This window comes from Geobacillus kaustophilus (genome assembly GCF_000948285.1).
GTDB classification, from domain to species: Bacteria; Bacillota; Bacilli; order Bacillales; family Anoxybacillaceae; genus Geobacillus; species Geobacillus thermoleovorans_A.
Genome location: NZ_JYBP01000003.1, coordinates 893,954 through 914,925, shown reverse-complemented (window position 1 = coordinate 914,925; position 20,972 = coordinate 893,954). Strand labels below are relative to the sequence as shown.

Annotated in this window: 21 protein-coding genes and 5 pseudogenes; 4 read left to right on the top strand and 22 right to left on the bottom strand. The window is 49.0% G+C overall.

The genetic code is table 11. From position 1 onward, the window contains the following. Positions 1–315 precede the first annotated feature (315 nt). The 3 genes from LG52_RS05150 to LG52_RS05140 all read right to left on the bottom strand — a co-directional run bounded on the left by LG52_RS05150 (position 316) and on the right by LG52_RS05140 (position 4,472). On the bottom strand, positions 316–1,710 hold the full coding sequence (locus LG52_RS05150) for a hypothetical protein (RefSeq protein ID WP_052524469.1): 1,395 nt from the start codon (positions 1,708–1,710) through the stop codon (positions 316–318). A 185-nt stretch (positions 1,711–1,895) separates the two neighbouring features. Next, positions 1,896–2,747 (bottom strand): Cof-type HAD-IIB family hydrolase, encoded by an 852-nt coding sequence (locus LG52_RS05145; RefSeq protein ID WP_044731130.1) that lies wholly within the window; start codon positions 2,745–2,747, stop codon positions 1,896–1,898. A gap of 159 nt (positions 2,748–2,906) precedes the next feature. Then, a complete protein-coding gene (locus LG52_RS05140) occupies positions 2,907–4,472 on the bottom strand; it encodes a plasmid pRiA4b ORF-3 family protein (protein WP_044731129.1) in 1,566 nt (521 codons plus the stop codon). A gap of 126 nt (positions 4,473–4,598) precedes the next feature. Here LG52_RS05140 and LG52_RS05135 point away from each other — a divergent pair, with 126 nt between their 5' ends. Then, on the top strand, positions 4,599–5,012 hold the full coding sequence (locus LG52_RS05135; protein ID WP_044731128.1) for an EamA family transporter: 414 nt from the start codon (positions 4,599–4,601) through the stop codon (positions 5,010–5,012). A 279-nt stretch (positions 5,013–5,291) separates the two neighbouring features. Next, a complete protein-coding gene (locus tag LG52_RS05130; protein ID WP_044731127.1) occupies positions 5,292–6,410 on the top strand; it encodes a fatty acid desaturase family protein in 1,119 nt (372 codons plus the stop codon). 155 nt (positions 6,411–6,565) lie between these two features. Here LG52_RS05130 and LG52_RS05125 read toward each other — a convergent pair whose 3' ends face one another. From LG52_RS05125 to LG52_RS05040, 19 genes and pseudogenes are all read right to left on the bottom strand, one after another. Continuing rightward, positions 6,566–6,949, bottom strand: a complete 384-nt coding sequence (locus LG52_RS05125) for a DUF302 domain-containing protein (RefSeq protein ID WP_044731126.1) — start codon at positions 6,947–6,949, stop codon at positions 6,566–6,568. Between the two features lie 141 nt (positions 6,950–7,090). Next, entirely contained in the window at positions 7,091–7,873 is a 783-nt protein-coding gene (locus LG52_RS05120) for a sulfite exporter TauE/SafE family protein (RefSeq protein WP_044731125.1), read from the bottom strand. A 72-nt stretch (positions 7,874–7,945) separates the two neighbouring features. Next, positions 7,946–9,082 carry an MBL fold metallo-hydrolase gene (locus tag LG52_RS05115; protein WP_044731124.1) on the bottom strand — a complete coding sequence of 379 codons (1,137 nt, stop codon included), beginning with the start codon at positions 9,080–9,082 and terminating at the stop codon, positions 7,946–7,948. A 74-nt stretch (positions 9,083–9,156) separates the two neighbouring features. After that, positions 9,157–9,726, bottom strand: a complete 570-nt coding sequence (locus LG52_RS05110) for a sulfurtransferase TusA family protein (protein ID WP_044731123.1) — start codon at positions 9,724–9,726, stop codon at positions 9,157–9,159. 23 nt (positions 9,727–9,749) lie between these two features. Then, a complete protein-coding gene (locus tag LG52_RS05105) occupies positions 9,750–10,046 on the bottom strand; it encodes a rhodanese-like domain-containing protein (RefSeq protein WP_044731122.1) in 297 nt (98 codons plus the stop codon). Between the two features lie 12 nt (positions 10,047–10,058). After that, positions 10,059–10,424 (bottom strand): rhodanese-like domain-containing protein, encoded by a 366-nt coding sequence (locus LG52_RS05100; RefSeq protein ID WP_044731121.1) that lies wholly within the window; start codon positions 10,422–10,424, stop codon positions 10,059–10,061. Between the two features lie 25 nt (positions 10,425–10,449). Beyond that, the gene (locus LG52_RS05095; protein ID WP_044731120.1) at positions 10,450–10,932 is read right to left on the bottom strand and encodes a DsrE/DsrF/DrsH-like family protein; all 483 of its coding nucleotides are present in this window, start codon (positions 10,930–10,932) and stop codon (positions 10,450–10,452) included. Between the two features lie 50 nt (positions 10,933–10,982). After that, positions 10,983–11,210 carry a sulfurtransferase TusA family protein gene (locus LG52_RS05090; protein ID WP_044731119.1) on the bottom strand — a complete coding sequence of 76 codons (228 nt, stop codon included), beginning with the start codon at positions 11,208–11,210 and terminating at the stop codon, positions 10,983–10,985. Between the two features lie 104 nt (positions 11,211–11,314). After that, positions 11,315–11,575, bottom strand: coding sequence for a metal-sensitive transcriptional regulator (locus tag LG52_RS05085; protein WP_044731118.1), 261 nt, complete (start codon positions 11,573–11,575; stop codon positions 11,315–11,317). Then, a complete protein-coding gene (locus LG52_RS05080) occupies positions 11,542–11,934 on the bottom strand; it encodes a rhodanese (protein WP_044731117.1) in 393 nt (130 codons plus the stop codon). Before LG52_RS05080 ends, LG52_RS05085 begins: the two co-directional genes overlap by 34 nt. 89 nt (positions 11,935–12,023) lie before the next feature. Continuing rightward, complete coding sequence (locus LG52_RS05075) at positions 12,024–12,593, bottom strand: class I SAM-dependent methyltransferase (protein ID WP_044731116.1); 570 nt, start codon at positions 12,591–12,593, stop codon at positions 12,024–12,026. Positions 12,594–12,734: 141 nt separating this feature from the next. Then, positions 12,735–13,862 carry an MBL fold metallo-hydrolase gene (locus LG52_RS05070; RefSeq protein ID WP_082056110.1) on the bottom strand — a complete coding sequence of 376 codons (1,128 nt, stop codon included), beginning with the start codon at positions 13,860–13,862 and terminating at the stop codon, positions 12,735–12,737. Between the two features lie 46 nt (positions 13,863–13,908). After that, the gene (locus LG52_RS05065; RefSeq protein ID WP_044731115.1) at positions 13,909–14,154 is read right to left on the bottom strand and encodes a glutaredoxin family protein; all 246 of its coding nucleotides are present in this window, start codon (positions 14,152–14,154) and stop codon (positions 13,909–13,911) included. 23 nt (positions 14,155–14,177) lie between these two features. Further along, positions 14,178–14,567 carry a DsrE/DsrF/DrsH-like family protein gene (locus LG52_RS05060; protein ID WP_044731114.1) on the bottom strand — a complete coding sequence of 130 codons (390 nt, stop codon included), beginning with the start codon at positions 14,565–14,567 and terminating at the stop codon, positions 14,178–14,180. Positions 14,568–14,946: 379 nt separating this feature from the next. Next, positions 14,947–16,002: pseudogene (locus LG52_RS05055) on the bottom strand (RNA-guided endonuclease TnpB family protein). 4 nt (positions 16,003–16,006) lie between these two features. Further along, positions 16,007–16,108 (bottom strand): annotated as a pseudogene (locus LG52_RS18755) (transposase); the annotation flags it as partial. Positions 16,109–16,142: 34 nt separating this feature from the next. Further along, positions 16,143–17,022, bottom strand: a pseudogene (locus LG52_RS05050) (IS982 family transposase). A gap of 289 nt (positions 17,023–17,311) precedes the next feature. Next, positions 17,312–18,192 (bottom strand): annotated as a pseudogene (locus LG52_RS05045) (response regulator). A 12-nt stretch (positions 18,193–18,204) separates the two neighbouring features. Next, positions 18,205–19,458, bottom strand: a pseudogene (locus LG52_RS05040) (sensor histidine kinase). A 339-nt stretch (positions 19,459–19,797) separates the two neighbouring features. On the opposite strand from LG52_RS05040, the gene LG52_RS19655 reads away from it, so the two are divergent. Together LG52_RS19655 and LG52_RS05035 are read left to right on the top strand one after the other, a co-directional pair. Then, on the top strand, positions 19,798–20,163 hold the full coding sequence (locus LG52_RS19655) for a hypothetical protein (protein ID WP_156135623.1): 366 nt from the start codon (positions 19,798–19,800) through the stop codon (positions 20,161–20,163). Continuing rightward, on the top strand, positions 20,163–20,915 hold the full coding sequence (locus LG52_RS05035; RefSeq protein WP_156135622.1) for a hypothetical protein: 753 nt from the start codon (positions 20,163–20,165) through the stop codon (positions 20,913–20,915). The genes LG52_RS19655 and LG52_RS05035 overlap by 1 nt, the downstream gene beginning before the upstream one ends. The last annotated feature ends 57 nt before the right edge of the window (positions 20,916–20,972 follow it).

The following is a 20,972-nucleotide window of genomic DNA, read 5'->3' as shown; positions in this document are numbered from 1 at the left end:
AGTCGATCCCCCTTTGCCGCTCTTTGTAGATCGATCTAAAAGAATGGAATTTTAGTAGATCGATCTAAAACAAAAGAATGAAGATTAGATCGATCTAAAAACCTCCAAAACAAATCTTCTTTGTTTCCATTTTTAAGCAGACGATCCCGAGCGCACCAACTAGGCACGCCTATTTATTAGATCGATCTAAAAAAGAAATGACAAACAATTCAATCGATTCAATCTCATTATATCGTTCTGCTGAAAACGCTGTCAACCTAAAAATCTTCTTTCTTTGAAAATAAAGAAGGAAACGACCCCACAACGCCATAGATATCAGCCGAAAAACAGCCGCTCCGCCAACAGCGCAATGCCGATTCCCACGGCCATATAACCGAGCGCAAACGGGACATTCCGCTTGCCGATCCGATACGGATTGTCCCCCAGCTCCTCCGCCAGCAAAGAAACAGAAATATTGTACGGGCTGTACATGACTGTCGCCAAACTGCAACAAATGAGCACAATCGACAACGGCACCGCCGGAACAAGCAGCCGCACCGGCTCAAGCAGCGGCATGAGCAGCGTCAAGCTGACCAACGGATGAAACCCAACAAACGACGTCGCGAAAAAATAAACGGCAATCATTCCATACAGCCAGACGGAATGTTCCGCCCCGACGCGAAACCAGCCTCCAAGCCCAGCGAGCAGCGGAGACCGGGCCAGCATCTCGACAAACAACCCGGCTCCTAAAAACATGAAAAAGTAGTTTCCCAATCCCTCTGTCCGCTCTTTCCAATGGCAGAGCGCCATCACCGCATACCGCTTCACCCGGCGCACAAGCAGCGCCCATCCGAAACAAAACGGGACAAGCAATAAGACGATCGAAAACAAAAATCCTTTGCCAAGCCAACGCTGAACGAGCGACACGAGCACCGTAAACACGACGAGCACCACTAGCAGCTGGGCGGCCTTTTTCCCGATCGAAACCGCTGATTCCCGCCCCGCTTCCTCGCCGTTGTCCAATGGGATGGATCGATACGAAACAGCGGCCGTTCCCCAGTCGATCATCGCCATCGTAAAAGCCAGAAGCAGCAAAAACAGCGCCACTTCATAATAGTGCACACCGGTGAAATCAATCGTCGTGCTGATCATCACTTCCATCGGGCTCCACGTCAAACAAAGCGCATACGCCCGCAGCAAATTCCGAACATAAAACGACTCGGCCTTCCGTCCTCCTACATTTCGCAGCGCGGTGCGCAACGATTTGACAAGAAGCGGAATCGTGGCAATGTTCAAAAACAAACCAAGCAAATGACAAACGCTGAAACTGCGGCGGTACAGCGACGAAACGCCCCCGACGTTCCGCTTCAGCCATTCGCTCAAACTCTGATCATACCGCCCGACGCGAATAAGCGTATTCATGAACGGAAGCACAAAAAACAGCGCCAACAGCCCCAACACCCGTTCAAAATGCAAGACAAACGTCGGCCATGCATCGCCATAGAACAAAAACAATCCAACACCAAATGCAAAAAACAGAGCTCCCGACACCTGGTACACCCCGCGGGCGAAAAACGCGGACACAATAAACGCTGACAGCGCTGCAGCTCCCATAGCATAGTGAACGGGGGCCGTCTCGACAAACTGGGCCACCATATACAGCGCCACCGCCGCTGTATACACCGGCACCCGCCACATTCCAATCCAGTCTTGAATGCGATCGTGCGTCATTGTTCTCCCCTTTCGTTGCCATACGTTGAGATGATGATGCGACTGTTGTCCATAAGCGGCGAAAACGATTCCCCTCTCCGACAGCACACATTCACGTTTCAGCAGACGGGGCAAGCACCGGAAACCTGAGCCTCTCTACATCCAAAGCGATGTGGTGAACGTCCAATCGAAAAAAACGGGTGCCGCTACACCCGTTTCGCAAGCAGCCGCTCAAGCCCCGCCGCCACCCCATCTTCTTCGTGGGAGGACGTCACCATGTCGCAGATGGCTTTCAGCTCCGGCTCGGCATTGTCCATCGCCACGCGATAGCCTGCGACCTTAAACATCGACAAATCGTTATGGCTGTCGCCAAAGGCGACCGTGTCGCGCACATCGATGCCGTAATGGGCGGCGAGCTGTTTGAGCGCCTCGCCTTTTGTCGCCCGTTCGTTGTTCATCTCAATATTGTGCGGGTGCGACGAGGTGACCGTGACGCTACGGAGCGCGGCGAATCGCGACGCTGCATCACGCAGCCGCTCGCGGTCGAGGGCGAAAATCAGCAGCTTATACATCACCGTCTGCGGGTCGTCCCACACCGTGCCGATGTCATCGACGTACGTCACTCGCGCCTGTTGGAACTGCTTATTGACAAGCCATTTCACGTCCGGGGCCGCATCAGCCATCTCTGAAGCCAACGCCTCCCAATAGGATCGGTTGTGCAATCCGACGTAAACCGCATCACCTGTGTACGTCTCACAATACAAATCCGATTGTTCGCGCACCCACTCAAGCGCCGGACGGACGATTTCCCGCTCGAGCGGCGCCTCGCTGATGACCGTGCCGTCTTCCAGCGTCACAATTGCCCCGTTCAGACTGGCGATCGGACAGACAAGCCCCGCCTCACGAAGCGGGGCGAGCGCGTCTTTGCGCGCCCGCCCGGTGATGACGGCGACGATATGGCCTTCCTTTTGCGCGGCCATCATCGCCTTTCGATTGCGCTCACTGATTTTGCCTTCTCCGTTTAATAGCGTTCCGTCCATATCAAGTGCAATCAACATGTTCATCCCTCTTTCTACGTCGTGCAAAGCGCTCTTAGAAAAACGGAGTCCTGGCAGAAGCAGCGGGCTAGTGGAAAGCCGGAAATTCCTGCGCTTTTCACTCCGTACCCCAGCGCCTGCCCCCATCATCTCCTGTTCGGCATCACTGTCGGCTCCTTCTTAGATCGCAAACTGTTCAAACAATTCCCTCACTTCATCAGAACGAGGGGTTGGGCCCATGCTCATCTTCACACCCAACTCGCGCAAAAGCGGGGCCAGCAACGGACCGTGTTCCTTCGTGACGCGCACATGGCTCGGTACACGCCCGAGCGCGAGGGCAAATTCAAGAAAACTTTGTTGCAGCGTCTTCGCCTCCAGCTGGCCGCGAAACACTTGGTGATGCAAAATGACTCCGCCCGCTGCATCGGCAGCCAGCGCCAGCAGCGGAAAATACGGGCGCTCCCAGCGTCGCTCCTGAATCGGCTTGTTCACATAAGCGACCGAAAACTCCGCAAACAGTGGGGCGCGATCGAGCGCCTTGACCTTTTCCAACTCGTCCGTTCCGATTTCAAGCACCGGTGTTTCCTTTTTCTTCGCCTTAGGGCGCGGCACCCAGCCGTCGCGCCAATGAAGCCCGTCTTCTCTCCGTTCGGCGATCCGGGCAAACAATCGGTTGCCGCGAGCGGACGAAGCTAGGGACAGCTCGCCATCGCGCAGCCGCTCGGCGACAACTACCGCTTGTTCCAATGCCATAGCCGCCCATGCCGCTTCCTGTTCCGAAAGAAACCATGGATAATATCCAGGGGCAAAACTGCGGAACATCGGCAACAGCCGTTTTCCACTCACAGGAATGTTATACTTCCGCAACATCGCTTTATCGTCTCTTTCCAAGTCGTTTCGGGGCGCGAACGACACGAGCAATGCGCGCTCTTTAAACACAGCGTCTTTTGGATGCAACGTTCCAGATAAAATATCTTGCAAGCATGCATACCCTTCCTCACCGATGTAAATGACAAGACCGTACTCCTGGCCAAGCGCCCCGATCACCGCACAATACAACGATTCCCCATCAGGAGTCACCACGGCAAAAATTTGATCATCGTCCATCCATGTCCACGGCGCCAAGTCCCTGTAGGCGAGCGCTTGATCGAACAGCGTTTTCCATACATCCCGTTCTACTTCTTCGACCCTGCCTTTGCTTGCGGCTCGTTTCGTTTTTTTCGCCTCACCTTCTTCCTTCACCACTTTTCGTTGAAACGGGGCGAGCGCCACATTCACGTTCGCCGTCAGCTCCGCTGTGCTCATCGCTTCCTCTATGGCTTGCACTTCTCCCCAGCTGTCCTCTTTTAAACCCACTCGCACGGCCTTGATGCAGCACGGATACAACGCGCCAGGAAGCGGATCGACGATTTTTTCCAAGACGATCTCATGCTCCCACATATCGCCAAAGTCATATACGTATTGGGCGCGGTCGCCTTCTTCGACAAACCATTGCCCAATCCTTTCCTCCCGCTCATCGTAATCGGCGCCGTCCCATCCAGCCGCTTCGTTGCCGATTTCAACGCGCAGCCGCGCCGTTCCGCCGACCTTTGTCATGTAAAACGTATGCAAATGTTGGTCCATCCAGCCAAACGCGGCTTGCAACACACGATGCAGCTCGGCGAACGTCATCTCCCCCGGTACAAGCAACCGGCGCCAAATCGGCGGCCGCATATGTTTCAACTGTACTTTCAGTTGATAAATCATTCTCCACTTCCTCTCCTGTTTGCCTGTCTTTTTATTATAACAAACGGATGGAAAAATGGTGAAATGTTCTCCCTTTTCGTAGTATAATAGATGAGAAAAATTCTCAACGAAAGTGAAGGGATGCACATGTGGATCGTATACGCAGTCTTGGCGGCGGTGTTTGCGGCGCTGACATCGGTGCTGGCCAAAATCGGCATTGAAAACGTCAATTCGCACTTAGCGACCGCCATTCGCACCGTTGTCGTGCTCGCACTTGCGTGGATGATTGTTTGGATGACGGGGGCTCATCAAGGCGCAAAAGCCATCTCAATGAAAAGCTGGGTGTTTCTTTGCCTTTCAGGAGCGGCGACCGGATTGTCATGGCTTTGTTTTTACAAAGCGATCCAAATCGGCGATGTATCCCGCGTCTCAGCAATTGACAAGTCAAGTTTGGCGCTGACGGTTTTGTTTGCCGTCATGTTTCTCGGCGAACCGCTGTCCGCGAAAGTGGTGATCGGGGTGCTGCTCATTACCATCGGGACATTGATCATGATGTTTTAGCCAGCCGCCTTCTCAATCGTTTAGCCTGTTCTTCTCGAAATATTGCCGCCATACTCAATTTTGGCAGTTTTCCATCAAGCCTATAGACAGGACAATCCAAAAGATGTTATGATAAATTTTATAGTGACCTAGAGCTTTTCTCCGCCCTCCACATCATTTCGGCATAGAGGACAGCTTTTGGGATCACTTTATGAAATAAGGTCTTCGTTGCGACCAAGAGTGTGTGAATGGCTTCGCCGCTGCTTGTCAAACGGAGAGTAGCTTGAAAGGAGATCACGAATGAATGATTTTCACCCGTTCGGCTGGTACGCGGCGAAAATAGCACCGCATTTGCCGAAAAAAGCGTTTCAACCTGTGAAGTCCCGCCTTTTTGGAGGTCTGGCTTATGTAGGGCTCGTCATCGCCGGCATCCTCGCTGTATCACTTTTTCATCTTCACCCGGTATGGAACCTCCTCATCTCTGTTGTGCTTGGTTTCAGTTTTGCCGCATTAGGATTTTTAGGACACGAAATTTTGCACGGTACGGTCGTCAAAACACCATGGTTGCGCGATTTTCTTGGAGCGATTGCGTTTTGGCCGCTTTGCACCGGTCCGAAGTTGTGGCGGAAATGGCATAACGCCAGCCACCATGTGCACACCCAGCATGAAGAAAAAGATCCGGATGCATGGCCAAGCATGGAGAAATTAGCGAAAAGCCGCCTGCTCTCTTGGGTATATCGCATTCCGTTTCCGATTCGCGCTTTTTTCGCTTTTAGCTCCTTGTCCGTGATGTTTACCCTTCACTCAATTCGGATGCTGTTTTACTTTTTCAAAAACTTTCGCCGGAAGAACCGCGCGGTTGTCCTGTTTCAATTTTTCTTGCCTTGGGCGACATGGCTCGGGCTGTTATGGCTTGTCGGCTGGGAAAAATGGTTTTTCTCCTTTTTGCTTCCGCTGCTTGTCGCCAACACGATCGTCATGAGCTATATCTCAACGAACCACCGTCTCAACCCGTTAGTGCCGGTCAACGATCCGTTGGCGAACAGCTTGTCTGTCACCGTGCCAAAGTGGGTGGATATCCTTCACTTCAACTTTTCGCACCATACCGAGCACCATCTCTTTCCGGCGATGAGTTCGAAGTACTATCCGCTCGTAAAAACATACATCAAACAAATGTGGCCCGACCGCTACCACGAAATGCCGATGGGAAAAGCCTTGGCCGCCCTTTGGAAAACGCCGCGCGTCTACTACGAGCAACACGAGCTCATCGAACCGAAGCAAGGTCATGTGTACGGCACGCTTGGTAATGGGTTGGATCCGAACCGGATTGTGCATCGCGAGCTGGAAGCAGAGAAACAGCCGCGCTCAGTCAAAAAACGGGCAAAAACAAAAAAAGCGGCGGGGCAAGGGAATTTGTAGAAAGGATTGGCTTTGCAACAATCAGCCGCCTATGTGGATCAAGAAGCGGCGGAGAAGGCAAAAGAGCGCCTTCTTTCTGCAAACCTGCGTTTCCCGTATATGCACGCACAACCAAAAGGTGTCCCATCATTTGGGACACCTTTTTTCATTGCTCATCAGCGGCAGCGGTCGAGGCAAGCGGCCAGCCGCTTCTCAATGTCGCCCGCGATTGCCTTCAAAGCAGGATCGTTCATCATGCCAACGAGCATCGTTGGTTTCGGCATGCCGATTTTCGTTGCGCCGTTTTCTTGGTAGACGACGAGCTTGCACGGCAAAAAGTAGCCGACCAAGACATTTTCGTTTAGCACCCGCGCCGCTTCGCGCGGGTTGCATACTTCTAAAATGGCCATCGGCGTGGAAAAATCAAGCCCCTTTTCTTGCAGCTTCTCGGTCACGCTGAACCGCCAGAGCACGCCAAACCCTTCTTGTTTCAAGTTCTCTTCCAAACGCTTGATCGTTTCGTCCATGCCTGTTGGCACGTCAACCGTGTAATGGAACATTGCTCATTCTTCCCTTCGTGAAGATTTTCTCACTGTTTATCATGTCCAAATGGATCTGTAGAAAACAAAAGGCGAAACATGATCCGTTTTCGCCTTCACACATATCGTTTTCCGTCGTTCATCGTCTTTCCATCGATCCACTCATAAAATATCCACCCAAATTTTCACCGCTGTTGCCAAAATCAATACCGCCAAGATGATTTGCAGCACTTTCGTGTTCATCTTTTGCCCCGCTTTCGCCCCTAGCGGAGAGGCAAGCAAGCTCGCGACGACCATGATGAGAGCCGGAAGGTAATCGACTTGGCCGGTGGCGATTTTCCCGAACGTGGAGCCAATGGAAGAAATGAACGTCACCGCCAAAGAAGTGGCGATCGTCATTCGCGTCGGGATTTTCAGGACTACAAGCATAACCGGAACAAGCAAAAACGCCCCCGCCGCCCCGACAATGCCGGACCCGACGCCGATCAGAAATGCCAAGGCTGCCGCCAGCCATTTGTTGAACGTCACTTGTTCAATCGGAATGTCATCGATCCCTTTTTTCGGCACAAACATCATGATGGCTGCTAACGCCGCCAAGACGCCGTAAACCACGTTAATCGTTCCTTCGCTCATCAGCTTCGAGCCATAGCCGCCGACAAAACTGCCGATAAGGATGCTCACCCCCATATATAGAATCAGCGATTTGTTCAAATAGCCGCTTTTTCGATACGCCCATACACCGCCGATCGTGGCGAAAAACACTTGCACCGCGCTGATCCCCGACACTTCATGGGCGCTGAACGCCGCCAGCCCAAACAACGGCGGAAGATACAACAACATGGGATATTTAATAATCGATCCGCCAATCCCGACCATGCCAGAAATAAACGAACCGATAAAGCCGATTAAAAAGATGACAATTAGAAACGCGAGCGAAACACCCATCGACCATCCCTCCCTTTTGTTTTCAAAAGGGACGAGGCACACCCCCGTCCCCTGTCAATCTGTGCCGCTTCTTTAGGCATGGGCATGATGCAGCGCGCAGCGGTTCGGGCCGATCTCAAGCTCCCGCTCTGTTTCGATATCAACGGTTTTGAGCCCGCGGTTGATGGCGACAATGTCTTCAAAGTTCGGCGGTGTTTCCGTATTGGCGCTTTGGATGACAAGATCGATAAATTCGTCTTTTGGTTTGTTTTGCATCATCTCATTGCGCGCGCGGATGCGGCCCAACGTATCGCCAACATACCCCTCCGCATTGATTTCTTCATCTAAATTGGCGTAGTGAGCCGGCAAGACGATCACATCATCGGCCATGGCCGCGACTTTTTCATACACGGTGTCATACAAATCCGCCGCCCATTCCGCCACCTTGCCGCCAAGGTCCGGCCGACCGAGTCCGCCGACAAAGATGGTGTCGCCGGAGAACAGCCATTTGCCGTTGACAAAGAAGGAGACGCTGCCCGGCGTATGCCCCGGTGTTTTCACTGCCAACACTTCCAAATGAACGTTTTCGAAGTCGATCGTTTCATGTTGCTCAAGCGGCTCGAAATCAAACACCGCTCCTTCGCTTTTCATCAAGTAGTAAGCAGCGCCTGTCCGTTCCGCCAGCGCCTTGCCGCCGGACAAGTGGTCGGCATGCAAGTGCGAGTCCACGATATGAGTGATCTTTACCCCTTCTTGTTGGGCCACTTGTTCGTACACGTCAATAAACCGCAGCGGATCGACGACAAGCGCTTCGCTTCCGGAAAGGACCATATACGACAGGCAGCCTTTGCCGACGCGGATGAATTGGTAAATTTTCAATTGATCGTCTTCGTATACTTTGGCTTGATGGAGATGCTCGCTCCACGCTTGCATTCCACCAGCGAGCGTATAAACGTTGTCAAACCCGGCTTCCGCCAGCTGTTCGGCGACAAATTCCGATGACCCGCCTTTCGCGCACACAACGACGATGTCTTTGTCTTTCGGAAGACGGTCGACAATCGAGTCAACCCCATCGATCAACTCAAAATACGGAACGTTCAAATACTCAAAGTTTTCCCCTTCGATTTTCCAATCGCGAAAATCACTTTCGTTGCGAACATCCAAGATGAACAGCGATTGTTTGTTTAACACCTTTTCCGTCATTTGTTGCACCGTCATTTCTTTAACCATAATTAACATCCTCCCTCTTTGATGATATTAATATACCCTACAGAGTATATTTTTTATCCAAAAAAGCCGCTCAATTACGATTGAGCGGAATCGAGCGGCCCGTTCCATTGCGACATGCCTGGAACGACGTTCCGCACATGTTCGAATCCTTGCTCGGCCAGCTTTTGCGCGGCTAAATCACTGCGTGTTCCTGTGCGGCAAACGACGTAAATCGTTTTGTCTTTCGGAAGTTCCTCCATCCGGCGATCAAGCTCTCCAAGCGGGATCGAAACCGCGCCCGGAATATGGCCAAACGCGTACTCCGCCGGTTCGCGGACATCCAAGACAAACGTCTCGGGATCATGAAGCTTTTCTTGCAGTTCTTCGTTGAAGACGACATGCGGAAATGCCGTTTCGCTGCGCGTTTCATTCTCCGTTGACTTGCGGATGTAATGCTTCAGGACACCGTCTTCTTCAATCGTTCCCAAATATTGATGCCCTGTGCTTTCCGCCCATGCTTTGATATCGGCTTTGGAACCCTTATCCGTCGCCTGCACTTCAAGCACTTGGCCAGGCTCCAATTCGTTGATCGCCTTTTTCGTGCGGACGATCGGCATCGGGCAGGACAATCCTTTCGCATCGACGGTCATATCGACTTTGATCATTGGCTGATTCCCTCCTTGACTGTTTATTCGACAGGCCCTTCCCAGGCCAGCATGCCGCCTGTCATGTTAACGACGCGGTAACCGCGGCTGTCAAGAAACTCCGCCGCACGGCCGCTTCGCCCGCCGGAACGGCAGACGAGAATATATTCTTGATTTTGATCGAGTTCATGCATGCGAAACTCGATCAAGCCGAGCGGAATGTTGACCGCTCCCGGAATTTTGCCTGTGGCGACTTCATCCGGCTCGCGCACGTCGATAATATGAAGAGATTCTCCTGCACGAAGACGTTCCTCCACTTCTTTCGGCGTGATCGTTTTCATCGTCATCCTCCTCTACTGCCAAGCGTTTAGGCCTCCTTTGACGTTTGTCACAGAACGAAATCCAAGCTTCTTTAAGACCTTGCTCGCTTTTTGGCTTCGCATCCCGCTTTGGCAAATGACAATGACTTCTTTCTCCTTGGATAATTCATGGGCACGCGCTGTTAATTCATGAAGCGGGATGTTCCGAAACCCCGGCAAATGATAAGAGCGAAACTCCATCGGCGTGCGTACATCAATATATTGCACGCCAGGTTGTTTCAGCCGCCGCTTTAATTCAGCCGTTGTGATCATTTGCACCCCTCTTGGGGGAATGAAGCGGCTAGCGAGAAACCAAGTAAGCAAAACGAACAGGATAATGTCGATCACTGTTTGTGCCATACGATTCCCTCATGAGTCAAGATGATTAAATGAATAAGTTCACATTTCCTTCGGAAGCGTCAGCCAAATACGCAGCCACCCCGGCAAACTCAATGCCATCGATCAATTCCTCCGGCTTCAGCCCAAGCAAATCGACAGTCATTTGGCAGGCGACGAGTTTCACGCCTTGCTCTTTCGCCATCTCGATCAACTGCGGAAGCGGCATGGCGTTATGTTTTTTGATCACCTTTTTGATCAGCTTTGGGCCGATGCCGGCAAAATTCATGCGCGACAGCCCCATGCGGTCCGCGCCGCGCGGCATCATCTTTGCAAACATCTTTTCGAGAAACCCTTTTTGCACCGGAACCGGCGCCTCTTTCCGCAAGGCGTTGAGCCCCCAGAACGTATGAAAAATCGTCACGTCATGATCGTATGCAGCGGCGCCGTTGGCGATGATGTAGGCCGCCATCGCCTTGTCGTAGTCGCCGCTGAACAAAATGATCGTCGTCTTTTTCTTTGGCTGTGCCATCTCGCTGCCTCCTTTCTTTATACCTATACAGGTATATAAAAACACGAAAATTATCCTTTTTGAATCCAGAACGTCAACACACCGTTTTCCTCTTTCATCTCAATGACCGTATGGCCGCTTGTTTTCGCCCACGCAGGCAAATCGTTTTTCGCCCCTTTATCGGTCGTTTGCACTTCCAGCACTTGTCCCGATTCCAATTCGTCCATTGCCTTTTTGGCTCTCACCACCGGCATCGGGCAGGCAAGTCCTTTCGCATCCAATACTTTCGCTACGTTCATTGTGATGACCTCCTTGATCTCATAAATTTTATTACCATTACCCCTATGGGTATATTACTACAAGAAAAAGAACGTTGTCAACATCTTTTTTGTTGATCAACGCATTAACGGCTTTTCACAAGCAGCTCCACCGCTTCTTTCACGAGATGATCTGTCTTTTCCCCTTTTTCCATGCTTTCACGCAGACAGTGCTCTAAATTCGTGCTGACGATCACGGCAATCGCACGGTCAATGGCATTGCGCGCCGCCGACAGTTGGGAAACGACGCTTTTGCAGTCTTTCCCTTGTTCCATCATGCCAAGAACGCCTTTAATTTGTCCTTCAATCCGTTTTAAGCGGTTTTTGATTTCTTTATTGTATTCCATCGGTCAGTTCGTCCCCTTTCTCGGCAATCGCAAGCGGCGATCGAATAGCTTTTCACCTCATAGCCATAGCGGCGCAACAGACGGATGCCGACGTTTTTTTCGATGGCATCCTGGACGATGATATGCAGCGGCTGCCGCGGGATATGCCGAGCATGCCGCTTCAAATACGCCACCGGAATATGCAACGCTTGGCCAAATATGGAGCCGTTGCTTTCATTATAATCGCGCAAGTCGACAAGAAGCAAGCCGTCCGGAACCTCTCCTATCGGAAGGCATGGGATATGTTTGACAGGATAGTAGCGTCGATACAACGCTGCGCCCAAAAGAATGAGAAAGAATAACAAACTGCTGACGATCAACGGTTCACCTCCTCTATTCACCCTATGCACGATCATTATATACCCCATGCGGTATAATGGCAATAAGAAATATCTTCCTCAACAATTGGTTATTCCCAGCGAATCAAAAGACCATAGACAGCTGGATGAAAACGGACAAGTTCCACGTTGCCCGCCTTTTGTTTCACATAGGAAAACAGTTCATCCGACGGAATCCGCTCATGAAGCGGCGGCCCCATTTCACTCTCAATCGCTTCCCATTCGATCAACAGAAACTGCCCGTTTGGCTTCATCACGCGGCGAATTTCGTCAATGGCAGCTTCCTTTCGTTCCACTTCATGAAAGACGAACGCCATGATCCCTTTGTCCATCGAATGGGAAGGCAAGGCGGTCGAGGCGACATCCGCCACCTGATATTCAATGTTGGTTATCGCAAACTGTTGCGCCCGTTTTTTTAATAACTGGATCATCTCCGGCTGCACATCGACCGCATACACTTTTCCATTGGTTGCTTGCGCTAGCGGGATCGTAAAATAACCGTTTCCCGCCCCTAAATCCGCTACAGCATCATCCGATTGCACAGACAAGACCGAAATCGCTTGTTGCGGGTCGATCCATTCCTTGCGCTTCGGATCCAATAATCGTTCCGCATGCTCATAATGAAAACGATGTCCTGCCATCTTTCCGCCCCCCTATTCCATCACTTCGATCATAGTATAATACGCATGCCGTCCGTTTTCAAACAACTTCCACGAATGCCGCCAACCCGCCGCAATCGAAAAAAGAAAAGCCGGCTTGAAACAAACGCCAGCTTCCTTTCTCTACCGAACGGCGCAGCGGTTTGGACCGATCTCCATCTCTCTCTGCTCTTCTTCTGTTGGATTGAGTTTCCCCATATTCGTCTGCCGAATTTCCTTGTAAGCATTCGGCTGCGGCGGCAAGTTCTCCGTGACCGTTCTGCGGAATTCTTCATCGTTGGAAATATTTAAACCATGATTTTTTTCATAAAGAACCCCCAACCGTTCCGCCACACTGCCATCTTCGTTCATTTCATTCGGGCCCATGTAGTGCGCCGGCAACACAATCAAGTCGTCGGCAAGCTGTTTGTAGCGCTGGTAAAGCGTCTCCCGCAGATCGCCAACCCAGTCTTGCGCCTTTCCTGCAAGATCCGGGCGTCCGATTGAGTCGATGAACAAAATATCGCCGGTTAACAAATATTGATCGTCCACAATAAACGATGTGCTGCCGATCGTATGTCCCGGCGAATACAGCGCTTCAATGACGACATGGCCGACGCGGATGCGGTCTCCATCTTGAATCGGTGTGTAGGTAAACGTCACCTCTTCGGCGTCTTTCGGCGGCAAATAATAGACCGCGCCGAGTTCTTCGGCCAATTTGCGTCCGCCAGAAATATGATCGGCATGCAAGTGTGTATCGAGCACATGCTTGATCGCAATGCCATGATCCTTCGCAAAACGGACGTACACATCTGTCATGCGGTTCGCATCGATCAACGCCCCCTCGCCGTTCGATTCGACGAGATACGAGAGACACCCTTTGCCGAGGCGAATGAATTGGTAAATCGTTCCTCCGTTTTTCAACTCGCCGATTTTCACTGGTTCCAAATGCTCGCTCCACGCCTTCATGCCGCCTTCGATCGAATAAACGTCCATATAGCCCGCCGCTTCCAACTGTTCGGCCACAAACTCCGACGAGCCGCCCTTCGCGCAAACGGCGTAAATCGTCTTGCTTTTATCTTTCGGCAAACGGTCCAAATACGGTTCGATACCGTCCAACACGTCAAAATACGGAATATTGACGACCTCAACACCCTTCCCTTCAATCCGCCAATCGGCAAAATCTTCGGGGTTGCGAACGTCCACAATGAACAGCTCCTCGCCGCGAATGATTTGATTGGCGATCTCTTTGACCGAAATCGTTTTCGTCAACGATATCCCCTCCTTCCTCCATCGTTCTATCATTCGCATGTGATTTTCAGCGATGATTCGCCTCATTCCACAACGCCATAATCGTTTCCGGATCATACCCGAGCACCCAGCGGCCGTTAATCTCGATTTGCGGCACGCCCATTTGCCCGGTCGTTTCCACCAGTCTCCGCGCCGCTTTCGGATCCAACTCAACATTCACTTCCCGAAACGGAATGCCTTGGGCGCGCAAAAAGTTTTTCGCCATTACACAATACGGGCATGTAGTTGTTGTATAGACAGTGACTTGTGCCATATTCTCCTTCCTCCTCTCCCTCATTAGAAGGCCAATGTAATGTCCGCGTCTTTCGCGAACTGCAGGAACGTCGCCGCCCCCGCTACTTCAATGCCATCGACAAATTGATCTTTGTCAAGCCCCATCACATCCATCGTCATTTGGCAGGCGATCAGTTTTACACCCATTTCTTGCGCCATTTGAAGCAATTCTTCAATCGATGGAACGTTCGCTTTTTGGAACCCTTGTTGCAAATGTTCTTTCCCTTCAGGAATCGGCAATTGCTTGTGCGCTTCTTTATGGATGAGATTCAACCCCTCAAACGTGAAGAACACCCCGACTTCCGCGTCTGCCGCCGCAGCAGCTGTCGCGATGTTGAACACCTTGTACGCATCAAACAACCCGCCATTGGCTGCAATAATCGCTACTTTCATCAAAATAACCTCCTTATGTTTTTCGTTATTATATTTTAGTGCCTGCCTCAGTTTTATACACATATACACGTTTGTAGTTATATACATATACGTGTATATGTATCACAGAAATAATATTATCGGATTGTTTTTCTTTTGTCAACAGGAAGATGCACGTCCCCGAAAAAAATGAAAAAGCGGCGAAACAAAGACCGCTTTTAAATTATACCTTTCGTACATTGACACTCCACACGGCTAAAGCCGTGGGATTCTTGGGTCGTTCGCGTCCTCATCCATTTCTGGTTCAGACAACGCCCAAGTTCAGGGGTGTGTCATCACCCCGTCCCATCGGGTTAAGATGTACCCCAATGGGCGGCGCACCTGTGACCAGTGCGCTAGGTTAGGCGGCGAAGCCCGAAATCGCTTTGGCGATGTTGATCGCGCCATTCAAGTCGGCGTGGATGGTGTATCCGCACTTTTGGCATTGGAAGTGGGTGCCGTTTCGGTTCGCTTTCTCCCGATGCCCGCATCGGCATGTTTGACTGGTGTAGGTCGGATTCACCCACTCCACCCGAATGCCTGCCATTTCCGCCTTATAGGCAATCATCGTTTGCAGTTGATGGAACGCCCATGAATGAAGACTTCGTCCCGCTTCTTTGGCCGAAGCGGCTCGTTTCCAAATCCCCGCCAAATCTTCCATCCGAATCACGCCAACACCGTTGGCAAGGGCAAAACGGACGATTTGACGGCTGATTTTATGGTTCATATCCTTCATCCAGCGGGACTCTTTATCGCCGATTTTGCGAATCATATGGAGCTTCTTCGCTTTTCCTAATCTCCTTCGCAAAGCCGCGTATCGTCGGCGTATGAAGGCGCATGGATTCCCTTTGAAGAATAAAGATTTGGTTCCGACACTAGCAACAGCGATATATCTTAGCCCTAGATCAATTCCCATTACTTTTGTTTCTTTCCGTCGTTTGACTTCAAACGTGATGGGAATGGCGACGTACCATTTCTTTTTCTTTTTATAGAGTGTAGCTGTTCCTTGTTTGGCAGTCCCGTCTATGATTCGATCAAGCCATGTTTGTTGATAGGGACGCACGACAACGGGTACGCCTATTTTTTTCTCCAATGTTGGAAAAGCAACCGTGTAGAAATCTCCTTTCTTTTCTATTTTTAAGTTTTGATTATGAAAGCAACACCATCGTTTTTGAAACGTCTTTGCCTTCTGATTTTTCTTTTGGGACTTTACTTCTCGAATCGTCTGATTCACGATAGCAGAAGGAAACTTTTGTGGCGAAAAGTCTTTGAATATCTTGCTCGTCGCTTTGTTTCATTCAGGATGATGCCATAGCCAATTCGCAAATTCTGTGTTCCATTCGGTCATTCGCTCGTACATTTCCTGTTTGGCTTTCGTTGGTTTGTGCAGTTCCAGCCTGAGTGTGATCGTGGGCATGGATTCACCCCCTTTTCTTTTGAGATTCCACATAGCGTTTTATTGTTTCACTTGATACATTCCCTGCTGTGCTAACGAAGAAAGAGCGTGTCCAAAGACTTGGTAAATGAGACAAGTGATCCGTGGTGCTAGTTGAAGCGCTAGCGCTCAACTAGCCCTAGTGTGACAAGTGAATACGCCAACAGGATGCCATCGAGTGCCACTTCGAATCCTGTGATCGAATTGGCGCGGATTTCTGTGATGCGATACGGATCAACGAGAACGGAAAACACCGTTTCAATCACTTTACGTTTTTGTTTGATCCACTTCTCCCATGCTTCGGATGGACGGTGTTTCTGGTTTTTTCGAGAAGGAGTCCAAAATGCGATCTGATACTCTTCATACAACTTTTTTTGCAAATCGCTGCTGATGAATCCCTTATCCCCTAAATTGTAGGGATGAGGAATTTGCACCATCACGGTTTCCGCCGCGTTTCGATCGTGACAGGATGCTTCGGTCACCACGCATCCCATCGGCAGTCCTTGATCGGTCACTTGAAGATGCAGCTTAAATCCGTAGCACCACTGTTTTTTCGACGCACAATACCCGATATCAGCTATGCCTTGAAATCGTTGGACACGGTGCATTCTTGCGGCATGGCACAACTCGATCGGCATACTGTCTACGACCGCATAGGCATGGTGCTGCCCGCGTTTTCCCAACTCATGATGAATCCACTTGATTGCAACACGCAACGCTCGACAACGGCGATTGTATCGAGAACGTTCAATAAACTGTTCGTTGGTGAACAAGTTTCCTGTAACAAAAGTGGTGCCATGCACGTTCGGAAGAAAAGCCAAATAACTTCCCTAAAATATGAATGGCAATGATGACAGTGTCTTCTTGCTTCACCAAATGACGATTGCGGCGTTGCAAATACATTTGGATGGATGGGAGTTGGGCAGAAACAAAGAAGAAAATGGCTGCATATTGTTTTTGAATTTTCGCTTGGTCTGTAGTAAAATGAAAGTGCTCTTGCATGAGGATTCTCCTTTCGAATGTTTGGTCGCACTTTCATTCTACAGGAGATCCGCAGGCAAGGGCTATTTTTTTGCTTACTCGATTTTATCTAGCACCACGGGTTATAACCAATGAAGTTGGTTGAAAAAAATCTCCCACAAACTCTTGACTCAATCCTTGACAGTTTCACGGGGGTCTGAGACACTGAGGAAAAGACGGGAAAAGGAAAGGAATCAGAGCTTTATCGCTCTGATTCCTTCGCAAAACCGAATTTATACTGTCTACTTTTCAGATCGCAATGCACAGGCACCTACCCCATTTCCATATAGAAAGCAGCTAAAAATTTTTTACGTTAATTCGGCATTTTGTTGCTTTTTCTCCGGCTTCTAGTTCTTGCATGCGCAAGCGAATTTCTTCAAAGTCAAACAAGCGAGGGGCGAAATGCTCAAATGTAGGATTCGTGTAATCGGCTAACCCGAGTGACGATAAGTGTGTAAACGCTTGTAGCACCATGCGGCGAATGCGCTGTTCCATGGCGCGTATTTCTTTTTGCACGAGTTGCTCCTCTTTATATATACGTTGCACTATTTGGGCATATAGCTCTTTCAATGGCGGCAAGTCGCGAATCGATCGCCCTTGTTGCTCTTGTTCAGAAAGCAAGCGCACGATGGCTAATAAATCGGCTGCCCCCGCTTCGCCAGCGATGCCTAAAACGAGAAGAAGCTGCCTAGCTTTTTGTTCGATAGTCGCTTCATGGCCGGCTGCTGGCTGTTTCGTTTTTTCTAGCGTTTGCAATAGGCGGCGGATGGAGTCAAGTGATGAAGCGACAGAAAGATAGTCGGCGACTCGTTTTAAAACCGAAACCACTTCGTAACGGTTAATCGGTTTATGAATATATGTGTCGATGCCGTGAAGATACGCCTGCCCAATCATTTCTTTATTTTCCACTTGAGAAATCATAACGAACGGCCCAGTGAATCCTTGCGCGCGCAGCTTTTTCATCGTTTGAATGCCGTCAAGCCCTGGCATAAGTAGGTCAATGAGCACGACATCAACGGAATATAGCTGATCGATCGATACGTGAAGCCCATCCTCCGCTTGCCCCACGACTTCTCCAAGTCCACTTTCATGAATAATTTTCTCTAACATTTTTCTTACAACCGCGTCATCTTCAATGAGAAAAAAGCCCATGGCATCCTCTTCTCATAGTTGTTTGCTAGGAATGTTGATTTGAAATTGTGTTCGTCCATGTTCGTCAGTTGTTAATCGTATGTTTCCGTTGAAACTATGGACAATTTCTTTCTCGTGCGTTAGCCCGATGCCAGTTGATGGGTTGCCGTGTTCATCGTATTTGGTTGTGAACCCAAGCTGAAACACCCAATCGCGCTCGTCTTCCGGGATTCCAGAGCCGGAATCAGTGACGGTAAGGACGAGGTCGCCGCCATCAAGTTCAGCGCGAAGCTGAATCCATCCGGATAAGGGGATTGCCTCTACCGCATTGGCGACTAAATTATTTAAGACAGAAAGAAGGGCATAGACGTGCCTAGTCGATAAGTCAAGATCGCATGTCAATTGAAACACGATTTCTTTTTTCAACAATTCCGCATATTTTTCGTTGGCGCGAATAACCATACCGCAAAGGTCGGCAATCGACAAGTGTAAATCGCGTTGTTCTTGGTTCATTAATTCTGACAGACCCGCTAAAATGCGCTGAGAATCTTTTTTCACCTCGTGGACATGTTCTGCGATATAGAGCGCGGTGTTCGGTTCGACGTTTTCCCCGTCCATTAAACCTTGTGTATAGCTCGTAGCTTTTGCGTGTAATGTCTTCCATATGGCTCATTGATTTGCGAAAATAAAACGCTTCTTCATAAAGAGGCTGGCGTTCATCATCACGAGCCGTTCGAGTTCTTGCCGTCGGGCTTCTCCTAACGTTTGCATTTGTTGAATCATTAAAATGTTGTATAGTCCAACAACACAAAAACTTCTTAAAATTCCGAACAAAAGCAGCATAAAAATCGTTTCGTGTGTGACGGCAATCGTTTCGCCCAACAGATGGCGGACAAACAGTTCGATAATATTGGAGGCGAAATCAATGCTTGCCCCGAGCAACGCGACATGAATAGGCAGTTCCATATAAGTGCGAATGCGGCATAGGCGAACAAATAATGCAAACGCGAGATAATAGCACGCAGCCGGCAGATAGGAAAGCAAACTGTCGCTCCAAGAGACGTCTTTCATCAGCAGGTCAATGCTTGTCCGAAATAGAGAAATAAAAAGTCCTGTCAACAAACCCGCCCTTACAACCGGCACGGTTCGAAACCAAATAAGCCCGAAAAAGAAAACGGCGCTTCCGAGCGAAAACCGAAACGAACTTCCAAACGGATTCACTTTCATTTCTCCGAAGAAAGCGGTTACTATGATGAGAAGGAAGATTTGCAGCATCCGTTCGCGCATAGGTGATCTCCCGTGTTTTTCATTTTATTTTTATCGTATCAGCCGTTGGATGTTCTTGTAAAGATTGTTTTTATTGGAGTTTTTTAGGCTCTTCACCACAAAGTGTATTTGACAAATAAAGACGATCATGATAGAGAAAATCAAAACAGCATTTTTTCCTTTTAATACCATACGTCTCTTTGAGCAACATTGCTATCATGTTTGTCTTTAAAAGTCAAGCACATCTTTTGGTGATGAACCGTTTTTTAAACAAAAATACTAAAAAATCAAAAGAACATATTGAAAAAAACAATTTTGGATTATTATTATCTTGAGAATTATGATCTTGGAGGGATGACGATGCCTACTGTTTCTGTTAAGCAGTATTTTCAACAGAAACCAAATTTCTATGTTCCCACGATTGTAACTACAAAGCCCTCTAGCTCTGTGGCAGCATCGGTGTCATATCCACCAGCTAAAGCGACGATTTCTAAAGATGTTGTAACGATTAGCGAGGCTGCTAAGAGAGCTTATGAACAGATGGTCTCTAAAAATCAAGTTTCTAACACGCTAACCAATCAAGTTGTTCAACCAATTCCCCCTTCGATACCTTCTTCAGTTAGCGTGTCTACTAACTTTAATCACCAGAAAGATATTGTGTACGGTACTAAAAAAGTATATCAAAGTGCAGTTTCCGACAATGCTTCTCACGCTTCAAAAATATAATGGCGAATAAAACGCCTTCTGCTGTTATTCAAGGAGTAGGGAATAAAGATTCAGGAAATTTTGAAATAAAAACAGCAACTAGCACCTCAACAAAGACAACACATCATGTGCAAACAGTTACAGTTCAAGCCATAGCCAATAAAAAATCAGATGCTACAGATGTAAAAACATTAGTGAAGCGATTAGAGGATTTAGAAAAACTCACGGATTCGTACTTGAGGGAGCTACAAAAGAATCCAAGAACGAACGTTTCACGCAAGCCGGTTGAAATAAATGATTACAACCTAGAATTTATAAGATATAACTCTAAAGTGTATGCTGGATTTAAATGGGCTATCACCGCTGGGACAATAGATGAAAGGCATGTTCAGTACGTTGAATCCAAAAGCAAAAGCTTAAGTAAATTCTTTGAACCGAATGGTGAAGGGGCATTTTTAAAAGATCCTGTGACTGGGAACAAAATCGATTTCTTGCATATGGCTGCAACATTAGATGGAATATTATCAGTGTCTCCGATTCCTGATGACTTATCTGGATGGGCTGGGGATTTACAAACTGCAGTCATAGACCTTCAGCGGAATACAAACGATTCGAACGATTTGAAGATTCTTCAGAAAGAAGCTAAAAAGATTATAGGTGGGAATAGTTCGTTTTCTACCTCCGATTTGCTGGCAGATATAGACGCTGTGAATATTGCAAATATGATAAGAGAAAATTCTAAACTACATTTGTCCGACGCCATTGAAAAATAGGGTCTTCACCATTTTCTGTGATTTCTACTCAATCCTAGAGACATGTTAGCTGGATGA